The organism is Streptococcus sp. SG2 (assembly GCF_030439925.1).
Lineage (GTDB): Bacteria > Bacillota > Bacilli > Lactobacillales > Streptococcaceae > Streptococcus > Streptococcus gordonii.
The window spans coordinates 249,756-266,487 of record NZ_JAQFJD010000003.1; the positions used below are offsets into that span (position 1 = coordinate 249,756).

Genomic DNA, 16,732 nt, shown 5'->3' on the forward strand with positions numbered 1-16,732 from the left:
GAAATTCCAGATTTTAGATTCAGAAGAAAATGATTTTGTTCTAACCAGGAACTTCTTACCGGCTCTTTTAGGGCGAGTTCAATTAAATCTTTTCAGAGGCAATTCCTCTATTCTGTTTTGTCAAACTGCAAAACAGCTACAATCAGTCCCTCTTGTTTAATTTTCAGAAAAATTAAATTATGATTACATGATTCATTTTTCCTAAAAATAGACACAAAAAGAGCAGCTAAATCTGACTTATGAAAGTTTGATTTAACTGCTGTAAGCTCTTTTGGACAATATTTCAAAAAAGCAGACGACAAATTATTAATAATATTGTACCTTATTTTGCCTGAAAATGCAAGATTATCGGCATTATGAAAGCCTTTTTATTTTAATTTGTCTGGCTTTGACTAGAATTTTTATCTGTAGAGGAATCTTCTTGTTTTTTACTCGAACTGCTCGTTTCTTTTTCCTCTTTTTCGTTTCTTGTCTCGCTCTCTTTTTCTTTGTCTTCTCTAACCCTACGGTCGGAAGTTTGGTTGCCAGCAAGTGCCGCCCAGGCCTGCTGTAAATCACTATCTGTACCACCGATAGCAAAGCGATAAGATAGAGCTGGCGCTCCATTCTTAGCCCAGTAGCTAGTGACTGTTTGACCACCCAACGAAATATCACGGCCATTAACGGTCGTACGACCAGGTTTTGTTCCAGTAGCTTTTAAAACTTCTGAACTGATAACACTAGAATCTAGGTTAAAACGATCACTAATACCAAAGACGTTTGGATCTGCTTGATAGATGGCATTTACAAGATTAGCCATGTAGCTTGCGTTATTATTATAGCCAGTTAGAGCCCCCATCGAAGTATTGTCATCGTGTCCTATCCAACCTCCCAAAGTTACCTTTGGCGTTGAAAGCATCAGCCACATATCACCATTGACATTGGTAGTTCCTGTTTTCCCAATCCAGTCAGCACTCAACAAACCACCATTTACTTGCGCTAGTCGTGATTTAAAAGTCGTTGTAGACCCAGATTCCAAGACTCCTCGCATTAAGCTTTGCATAATAGTCGCTGTCGCTGGTGTATAGACCTGGACTGGACTAGCCTTATGTTCATAAATAACTTTACCTGATCTATCACTGATCTTTTCAATCATATAGCGCTTCTGATAAGTCCCATTATTAGCTAGCGCCTGGAAACCATTGGTATGCTGGGCAACAGAGACTTCAATCCCTCCTCCCAATGGCAGACTCTCAATTGTATAGTCAGGAATTGAATAGCCCATTTTATCCATGTAGCCTTTGACATTGACTCCTTTCTCACGCAGGAGCTTATAGGTCCAGTAGGCAGGAATATTCCAAGAAGTATTCAGGGCTTCTTGCAAATCCATCATACCCGTCCCTCGACTGTCCGCATGCATGATAGGGTCTCCGCTTGAGAAGGTTGTCGGATAATTAGATAGGACACTTGCACTTCCCATCAGCCCCTGGTCAATTGCAATCCCGTAGGCTAAAATCGGCTTGATGGTCGAACCAGGTGAACGCTCCGTATCAAAAGCGTGATTATTTTGATTCTCGGCATAATTCCTCCCACCGATAAACCCTAGGATAGCACCGGTCTGGTTATTTAAAAGAACATTCCCAACTTGAACCTGTCCAGTTCCATCATCTAGGATTCCACCATATGCAGCAACGGCATTTTGCATGGCGTTATGAACTGCCTTATTAATTGTGGTTTTAACGGTATAGCCACCTTCACTTAGTTCTTTTGCTGCTAATTCCTTATAAGCCTTAACAGTGGCTGTATTTTTCAGATCTTGCTGGGAAACATTATCTCTCTTGATGAGATACTGATACATGGCATCCTCAGCTTCAGACTTGGCTTGATAATATAGATAGCCACGTGATGCCGTTTCAACATTTCCAGCAGGTAAAAAATCTTTGGTCAAATCATAATCTTTATAAAGATTGTACTCATCTTGGCTTAAAGCACCTGTCCGGTACATATTATAAAGAACGTCCTTAGCCCTCTCCAAACCATAGGCCATGTCCTTTGAATCTTTCAAAGTCCCCTTTGCCGTGTAGGGAGAGTATACAATTGGACTTTGAGGCAATCCCGCAATAAAAGCTGCTTGAGGCACTGTTAATTTACTTGCGCTAACACCAAAAATTCCCTTAGCAGCCTCTTCAACACCAGCTATATTTTGGCCTTTATTATTTCTACCAAAAGGTGATACATTGAGATAGGTTGTCAGTATTTCATCCTTACTCATATAGCGCTCTAATGCTAAGGAGTCAATGATTTCTGTTGCTTTACGATTAAAGGTAGGAGCATCTCCAACAACTTGCTGTTTGATAACCTGCTGCGTAATAGTGGAACCACCACTAGCAGAACCAATTCCAACTACTGACCCCAGAGTGGCCCGTAAAACAGCCTTAGGAACGACTCCCTTATGGCTCATGAAGTTCTCATCTTCTGTTGCAATTACAACCTTCTTAACATTTTCAGAAATCGCCGAGCTATCCACCGTAACCCTTATCAGGTCACTATCTATTGTCGAAATCAGGCTACCATCAGCATACGTTAATTCTGAAATAGCTGATATATCTTGAACTTTCTGGATCAAAGTATCTTTTTCGGGTACTGCTACATTATTAAATAAATTTAAGGCATAGCCAGTCGCAATCCCTGCACCAAATAAAAATCCCAGAAACAAAAGGACGAACAGGGTATTCGAAAGAAGTTTGATTGTTCGCAAGACAGTAGCCCCAATATCCATAGGAGACCAAGGCTCTCCGTCAGTTTGCAGCTTTGACTCCAGCCACTTCCCGATTTTCCCAAAGAAAAGGCGGGATTTTTCAGCTACTTTTTTCCATAGGATCTGAATTTTTTTAATAAATGGTTTTAAAATTTCAAGAAACTTTTTTACTTTTTGTTCCAACATATTATATCCTCGTATTGCCTATTATATCAAAATCTTCGTCCATATGACAAGAACAGCGCGATTTACAAGAGCTCGGGGAGATTTTTTACTAGTTTTTTTGCAATTTTATTACACTCTTTTCCTGGTTTGTGATACAATGGGAGAATGAATTTAAAACTTTGAAAAGGAGAGACAGACATGCACATTTTTGATGAGCTCAAAGAACGTGGGTTGATTTTTCAAACTACTGATGAAGAAGCCCTGCGCCAAGAACTAGAAGAAGGTCAAGTCTCTTATTATACTGGATATGACCCAACAGCAGACAGCCTGCACCTTGGTCACCTTGTAGCCATCTTAACAAGCCGTCGCCTACAGTTGGCTGGACACAAACCTTACGCCTTAGTTGGAGGAGCAACTGGTCTTATTGGCGACCCATCTTTTAAGGATGCTGAACGTAGTTTACAAACCAAAGAAACCGTAGAAGGCTGGGTTAAAAGCATCCAAGGGCAGCTTGCAGGCTTGCTTGACTTTGAAAACGGCCAGAACAAAGCTGAAATGGTTAATAACTACGACTGGTTTTCAGATATCAGTTTTATCGATTTCCTACGTGACGTTGGAAAATACTTCACAGTCAACTACATGATGAGTAAAGAATCTGTTAAAAAACGGATTGAAACAGGGATTTCATATACTGAATTTGCCTACCAAATCATGCAAGGATACGACTTTTTCATCTTAAATCAAAAACACAATGTTACTCTGCAAATTGGTGGTTCTGATCAGTGGGGAAATATGACTGCTGGAACAGAACTCTTGCGTCGTAAAGCTGACAAGACTGGACATGTCATTACTGTTCCTCTTATCACCGATGCTAGCGGTAAGAAATTTGGTAAATCAGAAGGAAATGCTGTTTGGCTGAACGCTGACAAGACAAGCCCATATGAAATGTACCAATTCTGGATGAATGTCATGGACGATGATGCCGTTCGTTTCCTTAAAATTTTCACCTTCCTAAGTTTAGATGAAATTGAAGAGATCCGCAAGCAGTTTGAGGCAGCACCACATGAACGTTTGGCTCAGAAAATCTTAGCACGTGAAGTGGTCACTCTAGTTCATGGCGAAAAAGCTTACCAAGAAGCCTTAAATATTACAGAACAGCTATTTGCAGGAAATATTAAGAACCTTTCTGTTAAAGAGCTGAAACAAGGACTCCGTGGTGTTCCAAATTATCAAGTCCAAGCAGAAGACAACCTCAACATTGTTGATTTACTTGTTACAGCTGGAGTTGTTAATTCCAAACGTCAGGCGCGTGAAGATGTCCAAAACGGAGCTATCTACGTCAATGGAGACCGCATCCAAGACCTTGACTATACTCTGAGTGATGCAGACAAATTAGAAAATGAATTGACCGTCATCCGCCGTGGTAAGAAAAAATACTTTGTCTTGACTTATTAAACCTAAAGGAAACTCGAAAGACAGACGGGTTTCCTTTTCCATATCTTCTTCAACAAGATCTTCTATTTTCACAGAAAGAAACGACTCATGAAACCAAAAATCGCTCGATTTGCTAGAGCCTCAACTTTTGCTTGTCCTCTTTGTAAGGAAGAACTCAAATTTCAAGACCATAGCCTAGTCTGCACAAACAGACATTCTTTTGACATTGCAAAATACGGTTACGTAAACTTAGCACCCCAGATAAGACAATCAAAAGACTATGATAAAGACAACTTTATTCAGCGCCAAATCATCTTAGAGGCCGGCTTTTACCAACATATTTTACAGGAAATTGAATTTTTTTTGCAACAATCACCCGATACCCAAACTATTTTAGATGTTGGTTGTGGCCAAGGATACTATAGTCTGAAATTGCAAAAAGTATTCCCAGACAAAGATTTCTATGCTTTTGATATTTCCAAAGACTCCATCCAGCTAGCCAGCAAAACTGATACTAGCCTTTCTATCAATTGGTTTGTGGGAGATTTGGCCAAACTCCCTGTAAAGAATCATAGCATTGATCTTATTTTAGATATTTTTTCTCCTGCAAACTACCAGGAATTCCAACGTGTATTGACTAAACAAGGACTCCTGCTCAAGGTCATTCCTACCAGTCAGCATGTTCAGGAAATCCGCAAAAGGGTTGCCGGGCAGCTACAAAAGCAAGATTATTCCAACCAAGATATACTAGACCATTTTGAGACCTCATTTGAAATTCTTGAACAGAAAGAGGTTACTGTCACCTATCCAATCAATGAAATCCAAAAGGAAGCTCTCATTGGCATGACCCCCCTCCTCTTTCATATTAAGCAGGAAGAAATTGATTGGTCTGATCTCACAGAAATTACCATTTCTGCTACCATTCTGATTGGAAAAAGCAAAAAAGACAAGCTTTAAAAGCTTGTCTTTTTAATATCTTCTCTTATTTAATACGATAGTAAAAACTACCTTGTTCAGCAAAGGACTGGATACCAACCCCAGTCCAAAGACGGTCACGACTAGTATCAGAGCTATCTTTAAAGTTTTCTGTATCAGCAAGCTTGACACCACTTGGAACAAATTCTAGCAAGAAACCTCCTGTTTGGCCACCATATACACCGCCAGCTGCTGTTCCGTAGTCGGTTAAAGAAGCACCACCAAATTCATATTCAGCTGAAACTAGACCATTTTCATCAAATACAAGTCGTTCCCCTTTATCATTTTGCCATGTGCCTTGAATGCTTGCAAAATTTCCATCAGCCAATTCACTAATGTTCATTTTTTTCTCCGCTTCCTGACTAGGGCTTGTAGAACTTTCTGAAGTCTTACTGGATTCAGAGCTGGTCGAAGTTACTGAACTCTTCGAAGATGCTATTTGACTTGAAGAAGCTGAGCTCTCTTTTGTTTCTCCTTTTCCAGAACATCCTGACAAGACTAGTCCTCCTCCTAAAGCTATTAAAATAGTTGTTAACAATATTCTTTTTTTCATATTTTTCCTCATTTGTCAGGCTTAAAAAATAAGCCCTTTTCTATTTTCTAGTATAGGACTTATTGTATCTTTTTTCTATTAATTTAGCAACCGTCTTACTGATCAACTCGGTAGTAAGCTGCACTTGCGATATCTTCTGGCATTCCTTGACCTGCAAAAATTCTATCACGATTTGTATCAGAAGTATCTCCTTCTGGTACAATGGCATTTCCCTTCATCACAAACCAGATTGAATATCCTGTTAATCCTGTTTGAACATTTACGATCAAATTGCCTGCAGCATCATAGTTGAAAGAAGAAATGCTAGTTTCATCAGCCACTATGCCCTTCTCATCAAAGGTAATTGTCTGACCTTCAGCATTCTTCCATGTCCCTTTTACGCTTGTAAAATTCCCATGAGTCATCGCATTAAAATCAAATACAGTTGAACGAGCCTTTATTTGCTCCTTACCTTCTGCTTGGTCACTCGGTTTTCCAGTCTCATTTGAAGGTTTCTCTGAGGTCGAATTAGTCGTTACGCTACTAGAATCCTCACTTGATTCCTTCTTGGTTGAGCTTTGGCTAGACTGACTTGTGCTAATTCTGGACTGTGAAGTTGTTGAGGAAGGTTTATTTTCAGAAATGGTAAAAAATTTAAAATAAATAAACACGACTGCTATAACGATAAACAATGCTGTGATTAAGCCAATAAGTAGCTTCTTACTCATATAATTTCCTCCCCTTAACCGGTTCTTTATTTCATTGTAATAGAATTGTAACATTAAGTCAAGATGTTTTACAAAATATTACAATGAAAGACCAAACAGGTTCAAAAGAAAGTGAGATCTTATCTTAAATTAAGCATTAATCAACTGATAAGACCTTATAAATCGTTTTAGCTAAAGCCGCTTCATAGTCAGATGCACCATAAAGTTTATCCGTTGTCACTTGAGCTGTCTGTTTTTCTAAGTCCACAACCACATCTGACACTCCCACCATAGATAGGAAATGCTGGGTGACGTGTTTGACACAGTTTTGACAAGATAAGTTTTCTAATTGGACTGTTTGTTTCATAGATTTATTCCTCCGTATATTTAGTTCATTTTAAAGCGTCCTAGACGTAGAGCATTGACGACAACCGATACTGAGCTCAAGCTCATGGCTAGACCAGCCAACATAGGATTGAGTAAGGGGCCGCCGAAAAGATGCAGCAGACCCATAGCAATCGGGATGCCTAGTGTATTATAAGCAAAGGCCCAGAAAAGATTTTCCTTGATATTACGAATGGTCGCCTGGCTAAGCTTGATGGCCTTGACCACATCTTGCAGATCACTATGCATGAGCACTACATCTGCTGATTCGATAGCTACATCAGCGCCTGATCCGATGGCAATTCCTACATCTGCCTGAACCAGAGCTGGCGCATCATTGATACCGTCTCCGACCATGGCCAGTTTTTTATCCGCTTCCTGCAAGCCCTTGATAGCAGTGGCCTTACCATCCGGCAATACACCTGCGATAACTTTTTGGATGCCAGCTTTCTGGGCAATAGCTTTCGCTGTTTCCTCACGATCCCCTGTCAGCATGATGACTTCTAGCCCCATAGACTGGAGCTCTTGCACCGCCTTCAGACTGCTGGACTTCATCTCATCTGCTACCGCTAAAATACCTACCAGCTGTCCATCTATTGCGACAAACATGGCTGTCTTCCCTTTCTGGGATAGCTCCAACAACTGTTCTTGAAAGGCACTGCTGTCAATGTTATTTTCTTTCATCAATCTTTCATTTCCGATTAGAAGCCGCTTGTCCTCAACCTGAGCTGACAAACCTCGTCCAACCATAGCCTCAAAATGACTGACAGGCAGCAAGTCAAGTCCCTCCTCTTTAGCAGCTTCTAAGATAGCCTGAGCCAAAGGATGTTCAGAATGCTGCTCAGCACTGGCTATTAGTCGCAACAAGTCGGGACGATTCAAATCACCCAAGGGCAGCAGATCAGTTAGGCTGGGTTTACCAACCGTAATCGTCCCCGTCTTATCAAGAACAATAGTATCCAGTTGATAAGCTGCTTCCAATGCTTGTCCAGACTTAATCAGAATTCCATTTTCGGCCCCTTTACCAGTCCCAACCATGATAGCTGTCGGAGTCGCTAATCCCAGCGCACAAGGGCAGGCAATGACCAGAACTGCAATAAAGATTGACAGGGAAAAGCTAAGGCTCTCACCAGCTAGAAAATACCAGCCAAGCGCGGATAAAGTAGCCAAGCTCAGCACTATTGGGACAAAATAAAGCGAAATCTTATCGGCCAAAGCCGCTATCGGCGCCTTAGACCCCTGCGCTTCCTCCACCAATCTAACAATCTGAGCTAAGGTCGTATCCGAACCCACCCTAGTTGCTTGGTAATCAATACTTCCATTTTGATTGATCGTTGCACTGGTAATGGTATCGCCAACCTTTTTTTCAATCGGGACACTTTCACCAGTCATCATGGACTCATCCACAAAGGTCTGTCCCTCCGTCACAAGGCCATCTACTGGCATACGCTCTCCTGGCTTGATACGGATAATGTCTCCAACTCGGATATCCTCTGTATCAATGGTCACAGCCTCACCATAACGAATCACTGTCGCCTGACTAGGCACTAACTCAAGCAGAGACTGAATTGCCTGAGACGTTCTCCCCTTAGCTGAACTTTCCAGATATTTTCCCAGCAGAACCAAGGTAATAATCACTGCAACAGACTCAAAATAGAGCTGATGGACAAAGGGATGATGACCTAGAAAAACCTGACTGACCGAGTAGAGGCTATAAAGAAATGCTGCACTGGTTCCCACCGCAATCAAACTATCCATATTGGGATGTCGTTTGATAAGATTACGAAATCCTCTCTGATAAAAACCACGACCGATCCACACAGCAGGCAACGTTAAAAGTAGTTGAGAAAGGACGAAGAGCAAGGGATGCTTCATATGGTCCAAGAAGCTAGGCTGAGGAAGGCCGACCATACTACCCATAGAGATATAAAGCAAGGGCAAAGCGGTAATCAAAAGAATCAGTAGTTCTTGTTTCTTTCTTCGTAAAATTTGCACTCTAGCTACAGCCTCTTCGTTTACGTCAGACGGTTTGGCTATGCCTTTTTCTTCTGCCTGATAACCGGCCTCAGCTACCGCATCTAGCACTTGCTGACTATCAAATCCCGCCTTAGGGACTAAACTGAGACGTTCTGTGGCTAGATTGACATTAACATCCTCGACCGTTTCTAAATCCTTGACCGCCATCTCAACTGTCATAGCGCAAGATGCACAGGTCATTCCTGATAGCTTGTATTCTTTTTTCTCCATCATAATCTCCTTATCTACGACCACAGCGACACTGACCTTGCGGACAATGGCATTCAATTTCTAGTGGGGCTGAAGCCCTTTTCTTATCAATGGCCTGACTAAGCAGTTGCAAATCTCCTTGGCTGAACTGACTTCTCTCAATCATCGAAATTAAAAGCTCTCCATGCTTGGTGTTACAGATATTATCAAAGAGAGCCTGCAAAGTACTTTCCAGATGATCTGATTCTAAAATACGAGCATCATAGTAGAACTTACCCTCTATTTTTTCCATAGCTATAAATTCTTTGGTTTTGAGACGATTCAAAAGTGTTTTGATAGTTGCCGGCTTCCATGAGAAGTCTGCCTCCAAACGCGCTATAATCTCTGTGCTACGGCTATGCGGATACGCCCATAACACGCGCATAACTTGCCATTCTGCTTGGCTAATATTTTGCTGTTCCATTGTTTAACACTTCCTTATTATTTACATTTGTAATTCAATACTTTATTAGTTTACATTTGTAATCGTAATTTGTCAAGTATTTTTATCGTCATTTTCCGATATACAAAAAAGAAGGCGGGATAATCCCGTCTTCTCAAGTTTGTCCATATTAATGCGTCAACATCTCTTGGGCAATTTCTTGACCGGTCAATTTACTTGGATAGTAGGTTGGCCAGTTTTCCAGCTCGTCAAAGAGTGCTTCCTGACTCTCACCGCCATAGAAGATATGGAAATGAGCCGCCTTAGTTGGTGCAATGTTGTGGTCGCTAAACTGAACATACTTGTATTGACCAGCATCTTTATCTGTCGCTTCAAACATAAATCGTACTCCACGATTTCCCTTAGAGTAAGTCAGAGTATGCTTACCAACGTATTTATAAGTATATTTCTTGGATTTTCCATCTACCACAAATTCCATAGTTTTATCTGTGATATTGATATTGGAAACATCTGTCTTGTAGCCTTTATCATAGTAGTCCTTGTATTCAGCTGCTGTCATTTTCCCAGTCAGCTTAGCCTTGTAGTCAAAGACTTGGTCCAAGGTACCATCCTTCAGATAAGGGTATACAGACTGCCACTCACCAGCATAGTCAGACAAGGTCCGATCCTTGACGGCACTGTCTTCAAAGTAGCCATTTTGAACAGTCTTAGTATCTTCTTCTTTCTCAGCCGCAATCTCTACTCCCTCTTGATCAGTCGTTTTCTTAAGAGCCTTTAGATTAGCCTGCATGATCGAAATATAGTCTGCCCCATCCTTGGTCTGTTCTTCGGTCAAGCTTTCCAGTGGATTCAAGACATCTAATTCTACTCCTGTTTCCTTAGCCAAAGTGGAAGCTAAGGCCTGAGAAGCATTTTCTTCAAAGTAGATATACTTGATTTTATTCTTCTTGATGTACTCGGTCAATTCAGCCAAGCGTGAAGCCGATGGTTCACTGTCTGGTGAAAGTCCAGAAATTGGAACCTGCTTCAAACCATAGTCCAATGCTAGATAGTTAAAGGCAGCGTGTTGGGTAACAAAGCTCTTTTGCTTGGCATTAGCCAAACCAGTTTCATATTCCTTATCCAAGGCTTCTAGCTTCTTGATATAAGCTGCAGCATTTTTCTCAAAAGCAGCTTTCTTTTCAGGATAAGCTTTGCTCAAGCTATCTCGGATGTGCTCCACCATTTGAATGGCCCGCTTTGGAGACAGCCAAACATGAGGATCGTACTCATGATGGTGTCCCTCTTCACCATGATCATGGTCGTCTTCCTCTTCTCCTCCAGGAAGTAAGAGCATCTTTCCAGTCGCCTTGATTACAGTTTCCTTCTTATTCTTCAATGTATTGAGCAAATCTGGTACCCAAGTTTCCATATTTTCATTTTCATAGACAAAGGCATCTGCGTCCTGAATCGTCGCAACCGCCTTTGCAGAAGGTTCATAATCATGTGGCTCTGTTCCAGCACTAATTAGAAGATCAACTTTGGCTTCATCTCCAGCCACCTGCTTGGTAAACTCATAAACGGGATAAAAAGTCGTGACAATATTGAGCTTGCCATCCGCTTTTTTCTGATTGGAACAAGCCACCAAGAATACACTAAATAAACCAACTAATAGTAAGCTAATTTTCTTCATTTTTTTCTCCTATTTCACAAATTTTTTGATCAAATTGACCAGTAAAAACAGACTAACGAAAATAATTGTAATACTAGCACTTGCCGGCGTCTCTGCGTAGTAAGAAATATACAGGCCAGCAATCATACCAAAGAAACCGATGATATTTGCTAGCAAAATAACCGATTTAAAGTTTTTCCCAATCCGCAGAGCAATACTGGCCGGCAAGACCATAATGGTCGAAACCAGCAAGGCTCCCGCAGCCGGAATCATAAGAGCAATCGCAACACCCGTCACGATATTGAAGAGAATAGACATGGTCCGTACCGGTAGCCCATCCACGAAAGCCGTATCCTCATCAAAGGTCAAGATGTACATAGGCCGAATGAAGAGGAAGGTTAAGACAAGTACCACAGCGGCAATAACAAAAAGAGAAATCACCTGCTCCGTACTAATCGTCACAATGGAGCCAAATAGATACTGATCCAGACTCATGGAACTAGAACTCTTCCCCTTACTCATAACAATTAAGGAAATAGCTAAGCCAGTAGACATGAGAATGGCCGTCCCGATTTCCATGAAATTCTTATAAATAGTCCGCAAGTACTCTAAAAAGACTGCTGCAATCATGATCACAATTACCGTTGTGAGAGTTGGAGACAAGCCAAGAACTAAGCCAAAAGCAACACCTGCTAGTGACACGTGGCTAAGCGTATCACTCATAAGACTCTGCCGACGTAAAATCAGGAAAGTCCCCAGGATCGGTGAGAATAGGCTCATGGCAATAACTGCCAAAAAGGCTCGCTGCATAAAATCATAGGAAAATAGATTAAGCATGGCTCACCTCCTGTCCATTGTCGCTTTCATGCACATTGAAACATCGCCAAGGTGAGTCCTGATTCCGAACCAAATGAATATTACGATCAGCATATTTACGGACTTCCTCCGGATCGTGCGTAATCATCAAGACAGCTTTCCCATGCTTATGAGCACTATGGTGCATGAGCTTGTAAAACTCGTCTTTACTGCCTGCATCCATCCCTGTTGTTGGCTCATCTAGGACAAATATATCTGGGTCTGAAGCAAACATCCGAGCAATCACAGCCCTCTGCTTTTGCCCGCCAGAAAGAGAGCCAAGCCGCTTGTCCCTATGTTCCCACATCCCTACAGATTCAAGACTTGCCTTGATATGTTCTTCATCATGCTCATTCAAACGACGAAACCAACCTTTACGCGGATAACGACCTGACTTGACAAATTCATATACCGTACTAGGAAAACCAGCATTAAAACTAGCTATCTGCTGAGGTAGATAAGCAATACGTAATTTCTTTCCTTGAGTATTTGTCTTAGAAATCTTGACTTCACCATGCTTAGGCTGCAAAATACCTAGACTAGCTTTGATCAAAGTAGTCTTAGCAGCACCATTCTCCCCTGTCAGCGTAACAAACTCTCCACTATCCAAAAAATAATGAATATGCTCCAAAACAGGTTCTTTATCATAGTAGAAAGATAAATTTTCCACTGTTATATATCTCATTTCCCAATTTCTCCCACTAAGGCCTCCAAAAATTTTTCAATCGCTTGCTGTTCATCTTCAGAAAATCTATCCAATAAACTTTGATAAGTTTCCAAGGTATGAGCATGGTGATGTTCATGTTCATCAGCAATTGGCTGTGCTAATTCAGTTAAGCGATAAAAAGTTACTCTAGCATCCTTCTTATCTTTAAAAGTCTCCAACATCCCTTGATTTATTAATGACTTAACAGCCTTGGTCACAGCTGCCTGACTTACATTCAATTTTTTAGCTAAATCAGAGTTGGTCAACATCTCTTCAGCTAACAACATCAAAATATGTTCTTGCGTATTCGTTAAAGATACATTACTAGTACATGAACCAACTAAAATCTCATGTTGGTTCTCAGCCTTTAATATAATCTCATTTAAAAAAGAATCAATCTTATGAGCTAACTGTGACATGATTTCCCTCCTCTTTTTACTTAACCGGTTAATGTTTCACTGGTTAATTATAACACAATTAAAAAAAGAATCAAATAAAAAGTTAAACTAGAATCAAAAAATTAATACAAACTAAATCATTTACTTTAAAATCAACAAAGTAAACACAATAAAAAAGAGATAAAAAATCCAATAAACTTAAGCTATACTGACGGCCGGGGTCGAACCAGTACTTCTATGAGGACACTGAATTTTGAGTTCTACGAATACTTTTTGAAATCTTATAACTTTGGTTTAATAGGGTTTTAGGACTTTCGAATCTCGAAAATAGACTCATTTTTCAAATTTCTGTAACTTATTGGTAACTCATCCTCCTCTCTTAAATAATTACTTCCATAAACAGTGAGTCATTCCTTTTATTTCTTAGTAGTTGAATAATACAACTGCTGATCTAAAAAATACTTTCTTTCTACATTTTTTAATATACTTTTATTAGCATAATTGATAAAATCTTAATAACAAAAATTATGGTTTATCTAATATTCCAATTACCTTACAACACAGGTTCATTGAATAGGATTAGATAACCGAAGCAATGTTGACACGAATGGAGGGGATTAATATTAAGAATTTAATAAGTGATGAAATGTCTAATAGACAAATCATCAAAGACTTTATTAGTAGTTTTATTAGTTCTTTAAGTGGAAAAGCTTTTAATTTCGCTTTAGGATTAATGTTACTGGACCAAACAAAATCGGCAATGAGTTTTGGAATCAATATGATCATCTATCCTTTAGTCAGTTTGATTTTCTTGGTTCCAATCGGTAATTTAGTAGACCGATACCGTCATAAAAAGATCTTAATTTATAATTTCATCTTCAGGCTCTTCATCTTCTTTCTGTTTTATGTTTTTTATTTTTTAACGAATTCAGCTACTATCTTGTATTTAGTAATACCGTTTGTCATCCTCCACTCTATTACAGTTAACATTAATGATACTTGTTATTCAGCTTCTATCCACGAGTTGGTAAACGATACAAAAATTCAGCGATTAAGTTCTGTTACACAAACCGCCATCTCTATTGCAACCATGCTCTCTCCAGCTATTGGAGTCATTTTTTATAATTGGTTAGGCTTCTCAGGCTTTATTCTAATAGAAATCATTGCAAATTTCCTTGCTTTAGGTATCTTACTTACAATGAAATTCTTCTATGAACACGAAGAACAGGAAACTGAGATTAAACAGAATGAAAAACATCAACATGGAGTCAAAGAAATTATCCGATTTTTAAAAGAAAATCAGATTGTCAAATATATTATTCTTGTTAGTGTTGTACTGAATTTCTTTTATACTTCCATTAGCATTGGAGTCCCATTTGTAGTCAAAGAGCAACTCTTATTAGATAATGCAACAGTAGGTATCCTAGAAACTATGTCTGCGGTTGGAATGTTATCAGCCAGTGTGTCGATGTCACTATTGCCAGACAAAAAAGAAAATAATACACTTCTCTCTTATAGAATTCGCGTTCCACTTTTTCTTCTAACCATCGCTATCGTTGGTTTGGGAATTACATTTGCAACTAGTAAAACCCAAGTGATTATTTCTTCCGTTGGCGGTTTATTCATGGGAATCATCGCATTTACTCTCGTTATTCTAAATATTGTCGTCATGACTTATCTTCAAAGTAGCATTGAAACGAATTATTTAGGAAGAGTAATGAGTACTTTGTTCACACTAAATACGTCTATCATGCCGATAGGTACCATTGTATTTACTTATCTATTTCAAAAGGACATAAACGGAGGTCTGATATTCATATTTGGAGGGGTTTCTCTCCTGATCTATACGATGATGATGTTACCTCGAATATATAGAATACTCCAAAAAGAAGGCACTTATTGAAATTGAAACAAAAGCAATACTAAAACTAAAAAGACAAGGTGAAAAAACCTTGTCTTTTTTTGAATGCTAACAACAACTAACCTGACTCAATAAGTAAAACTTAAAATATGAGTCAACTTTTTAGATAAGTCAATATGAAATAATCAAATTTTTTAAATAGATACTAAACATCATTTATAAATAATTTAACCCTGTTCGTAGATTTGACTCCTGTATACTTGCTGGTAACATTCATTAAATTTTCGACTGAAGAAATTAGATTTCCCAATTCTATAGCTTTTTCACTTTCTATGCTTATTCTATAAACTCGGTCCACTTTTTCACAATCTTAAAAAATCTCTAAGGAACAATTAACTGTTAAAATCTCTGAATTTCTCAACCATTTCTTCATTACTATACACAACCCCACCATTCCAACTTCTATTGGGCTTGTAAATCATTGAAATAAAATCAGAATAAAAAATATAATAGATAAAAGGTTTAAAAAAAATAAAAAATCATGATTTGAAACACTCAAATCAATCAATGACAAGGTGGTATTCTACTATAACAATTAATTCATATTATCACTTGTCCCCAAGCAAACAGAAACTATTGACTTATAAACTTGATATAATATTTAATAATGGAAAAATTAGTAACTCAAAAAAAAGACAAGGTCCACAAATCTTGTCTCTTCAGTAAACTTAAGCTATACCGGCGGCCGGGGTCGAACCGGCACGTCCGTGAGGACACTGGATTTTGAGTCCAGCGCGTCTGCCAATTCCGCCACGCCGGCTCAAGTTTAACTGGGGTAGCTGGATTCGAACCAACGCATGAGGGAGTCAAAGTCCCTTGCCTTACCGCTTGGCTATACCCCAATATTAATAAATAGGCGAGTGATGGGGATCGAACCCACGCATGCCAGAGCCACAATCTGGTGTGTTAACCACTTCACCACACCCGCCATATTATCAAACACGGGCAGTAGGAATTGAACCCACACTGAAGGTTTTGGAGACCTTAGTTCTACCTTTAAACTATGCCCGTAAAGGTTTATGGAAGGGGAGGGATTCGAACCCCCGAACCCGAAGGAGCGGATTTACAGTCCGCCGCGTTTAGCCTCTTCGCTACCCTTCCAAAATCATATTAATAAAATGGCGCGAGACGGAATCGAACCGCCGACACATGGAGCTTCAATCCATTGCTCTACCAACTGAGCTACCGAGCCTTATTGCGGGAGCAGGATTTGAACCTACGACCTTCGGGTTATGAGCCCGACGAGCTACCTAGCTGCTCCATCCCGCGATACTATTATTCAACTAAAAGGAGGATGTGGGATTCGAACCCACGCACGCTTTTACACGCCTGACGGTTTTCAAGACCGTTCCCTTCAGCCGGACTTGGGTAATCCTCCAAGAAATGATATAGTCCGTACGGGATTCGAACCCGTGTTACCGCCGTGAAAAGGCGGTGTCTTAACCCCTTGACCAACGGACCATAAAATATTCAAATGGGCACGAGTGGACTCGAACCACCGACCTCACGCTTATCAGGCGTGCGCTCTAACCACCTGAGCTACGCGCCCAAGTTATAAAAACTTGGTATGAACCTTTCGTTCAAAGCGGGTGACGAGAA

13 protein-coding genes and 10 tRNA genes are annotated in these 16,732 nt (G+C 39.9%); 3 read left to right on the top strand and 20 right to left on the bottom strand.

Annotated elements, in window-relative coordinates:
* Positions 1 to 373: 373 nt before the first annotated feature.
* Entirely contained in the window at positions 374 to 2,923 is a 2,550-nt protein-coding gene (pbp1b, locus tag PCY09_RS08160; RefSeq protein WP_301556706.1) for a penicillin-binding protein PBP1B, read from the bottom strand.
* Between the two features lie 177 nt (positions 2,924 to 3,100).
* On the opposite strand from pbp1b, the gene tyrS reads away from it, so the two are divergent.
* A complete protein-coding gene (tyrS, locus tag PCY09_RS08165; protein ID WP_008810069.1) occupies positions 3,101 to 4,357 on the top strand; it encodes a tyrosine--tRNA ligase in 1,257 nt (418 codons plus the stop codon).
* Positions 4,358 to 4,444: 87 nt separating this feature from the next.
* Positions 4,445 to 5,293: a putative RNA methyltransferase gene (locus PCY09_RS08170; protein ID WP_125397376.1), complete on the top strand. Its 849-nt coding sequence runs from the start codon at positions 4,445 to 4,447 to the stop codon at positions 5,291 to 5,293.
* Between the two features lie 25 nt (positions 5,294 to 5,318).
* Here PCY09_RS08170 and PCY09_RS08175 read toward each other — a convergent pair whose 3' ends face one another.
* The 9 genes from PCY09_RS08175 to PCY09_RS08215 form a co-directional block, all read right to left on the bottom strand.
* On the bottom strand, positions 5,319 to 5,864 hold the full coding sequence (locus PCY09_RS08175; protein WP_061601801.1) for a DUF6287 domain-containing protein: 546 nt from the start codon (positions 5,862 to 5,864) through the stop codon (positions 5,319 to 5,321).
* A gap of 95 nt (positions 5,865 to 5,959) precedes the next feature.
* The gene (locus PCY09_RS08180) at positions 5,960 to 6,571 is read right to left on the bottom strand and encodes a DUF6287 domain-containing protein (protein ID WP_008810074.1); all 612 of its coding nucleotides are present in this window, start codon (positions 6,569 to 6,571) and stop codon (positions 5,960 to 5,962) included.
* A 136-nt stretch (positions 6,572 to 6,707) separates the two neighbouring features.
* Positions 6,708 to 6,917 carry a heavy-metal-associated domain-containing protein gene (locus tag PCY09_RS08185; protein ID WP_061601802.1) on the bottom strand — a complete coding sequence of 70 codons (210 nt, stop codon included), beginning with the start codon at positions 6,915 to 6,917 and terminating at the stop codon, positions 6,708 to 6,710.
* Positions 6,918 to 6,937: 20 nt separating this feature from the next.
* Complete coding sequence (locus tag PCY09_RS08190) at positions 6,938 to 9,184, bottom strand: heavy metal translocating P-type ATPase (RefSeq protein ID WP_080927985.1); 2,247 nt, start codon at positions 9,182 to 9,184, stop codon at positions 6,938 to 6,940.
* A gap of 7 nt (positions 9,185 to 9,191) precedes the next feature.
* Positions 9,192 to 9,623 carry a CopY/TcrY family copper transport repressor gene (locus tag PCY09_RS08195; RefSeq protein WP_008810077.1) on the bottom strand — a complete coding sequence of 144 codons (432 nt, stop codon included), beginning with the start codon at positions 9,621 to 9,623 and terminating at the stop codon, positions 9,192 to 9,194.
* Between the two features lie 148 nt (positions 9,624 to 9,771).
* Positions 9,772 to 11,274: a zinc ABC transporter substrate-binding protein AdcA gene (locus PCY09_RS08200; protein WP_125397375.1), complete on the bottom strand. Its 1,503-nt coding sequence runs from the start codon at positions 11,272 to 11,274 to the stop codon at positions 9,772 to 9,774.
* A gap of 9 nt (positions 11,275 to 11,283) precedes the next feature.
* The gene (locus PCY09_RS08205) at positions 11,284 to 12,090 is read right to left on the bottom strand and encodes a metal ABC transporter permease (RefSeq protein WP_125397374.1); all 807 of its coding nucleotides are present in this window, start codon (positions 12,088 to 12,090) and stop codon (positions 11,284 to 11,286) included.
* Complete coding sequence (locus PCY09_RS08210; protein ID WP_125397373.1) at positions 12,083 to 12,793, bottom strand: metal ABC transporter ATP-binding protein; 711 nt, start codon at positions 12,791 to 12,793, stop codon at positions 12,083 to 12,085. The genes PCY09_RS08205 and PCY09_RS08210 overlap by 8 nt, the downstream gene beginning before the upstream one ends.
* Complete coding sequence (locus PCY09_RS08215; protein WP_125397372.1) at positions 12,790 to 13,233, bottom strand: zinc-dependent MarR family transcriptional regulator; 444 nt, start codon at positions 13,231 to 13,233, stop codon at positions 12,790 to 12,792. The genes PCY09_RS08210 and PCY09_RS08215 overlap by 4 nt, the downstream gene beginning before the upstream one ends.
* Positions 13,234 to 13,858: 625 nt before the next feature.
* On the opposite strand from PCY09_RS08215, the gene PCY09_RS08220 reads away from it, so the two are divergent.
* The gene (locus PCY09_RS08220; RefSeq protein WP_008810082.1) at positions 13,859 to 15,115 is read left to right on the top strand and encodes an MFS transporter; all 1,257 of its coding nucleotides are present in this window, start codon (positions 13,859 to 13,861) and stop codon (positions 15,113 to 15,115) included.
* Between the two features lie 694 nt (positions 15,116 to 15,809).
* On the opposite strand, the gene PCY09_RS08225 is transcribed toward PCY09_RS08220, so the two are convergent.
* From PCY09_RS08225 to PCY09_RS08270, 10 genes are all read right to left on the bottom strand, one after another.
* Positions 15,810 to 15,893 (bottom strand) — tRNA-Leu (locus PCY09_RS08225).
* Positions 15,894 to 15,903: 10 nt separating this feature from the next.
* Positions 15,904 to 15,975: transfer RNA gene (locus tag PCY09_RS08230), tRNA-Gln, on the bottom strand.
* A gap of 13 nt (positions 15,976 to 15,988) precedes the next feature.
* Positions 15,989 to 16,061 (bottom strand) — tRNA-His (locus PCY09_RS08235).
* Positions 16,062 to 16,073: 12 nt separating this feature from the next.
* Positions 16,074 to 16,144 (bottom strand) — tRNA-Trp (locus tag PCY09_RS08240).
* A 9-nt stretch (positions 16,145 to 16,153) separates the two neighbouring features.
* A tRNA-Tyr gene (locus PCY09_RS08245) sits at positions 16,154 to 16,234 on the bottom strand.
* Positions 16,235 to 16,252: 18 nt separating this feature from the next.
* Positions 16,253 to 16,325: transfer RNA gene (locus tag PCY09_RS08250), tRNA-Phe, on the bottom strand.
* A 3-nt stretch (positions 16,326 to 16,328) separates the two neighbouring features.
* Positions 16,329 to 16,402 (bottom strand) — tRNA-Met (locus PCY09_RS08255).
* Positions 16,403 to 16,421: 19 nt separating this feature from the next.
* Positions 16,422 to 16,511: transfer RNA gene (locus tag PCY09_RS08260), tRNA-Ser, on the bottom strand.
* An 11-nt stretch (positions 16,512 to 16,522) separates the two neighbouring features.
* Positions 16,523 to 16,594, bottom strand: a tRNA-Glu gene (locus tag PCY09_RS08265).
* Positions 16,595 to 16,608: 14 nt separating this feature from the next.
* Positions 16,609 to 16,682: transfer RNA gene (locus tag PCY09_RS08270), tRNA-Ile, on the bottom strand.
* Positions 16,683 to 16,732: the final 50 nt, after the last annotated feature.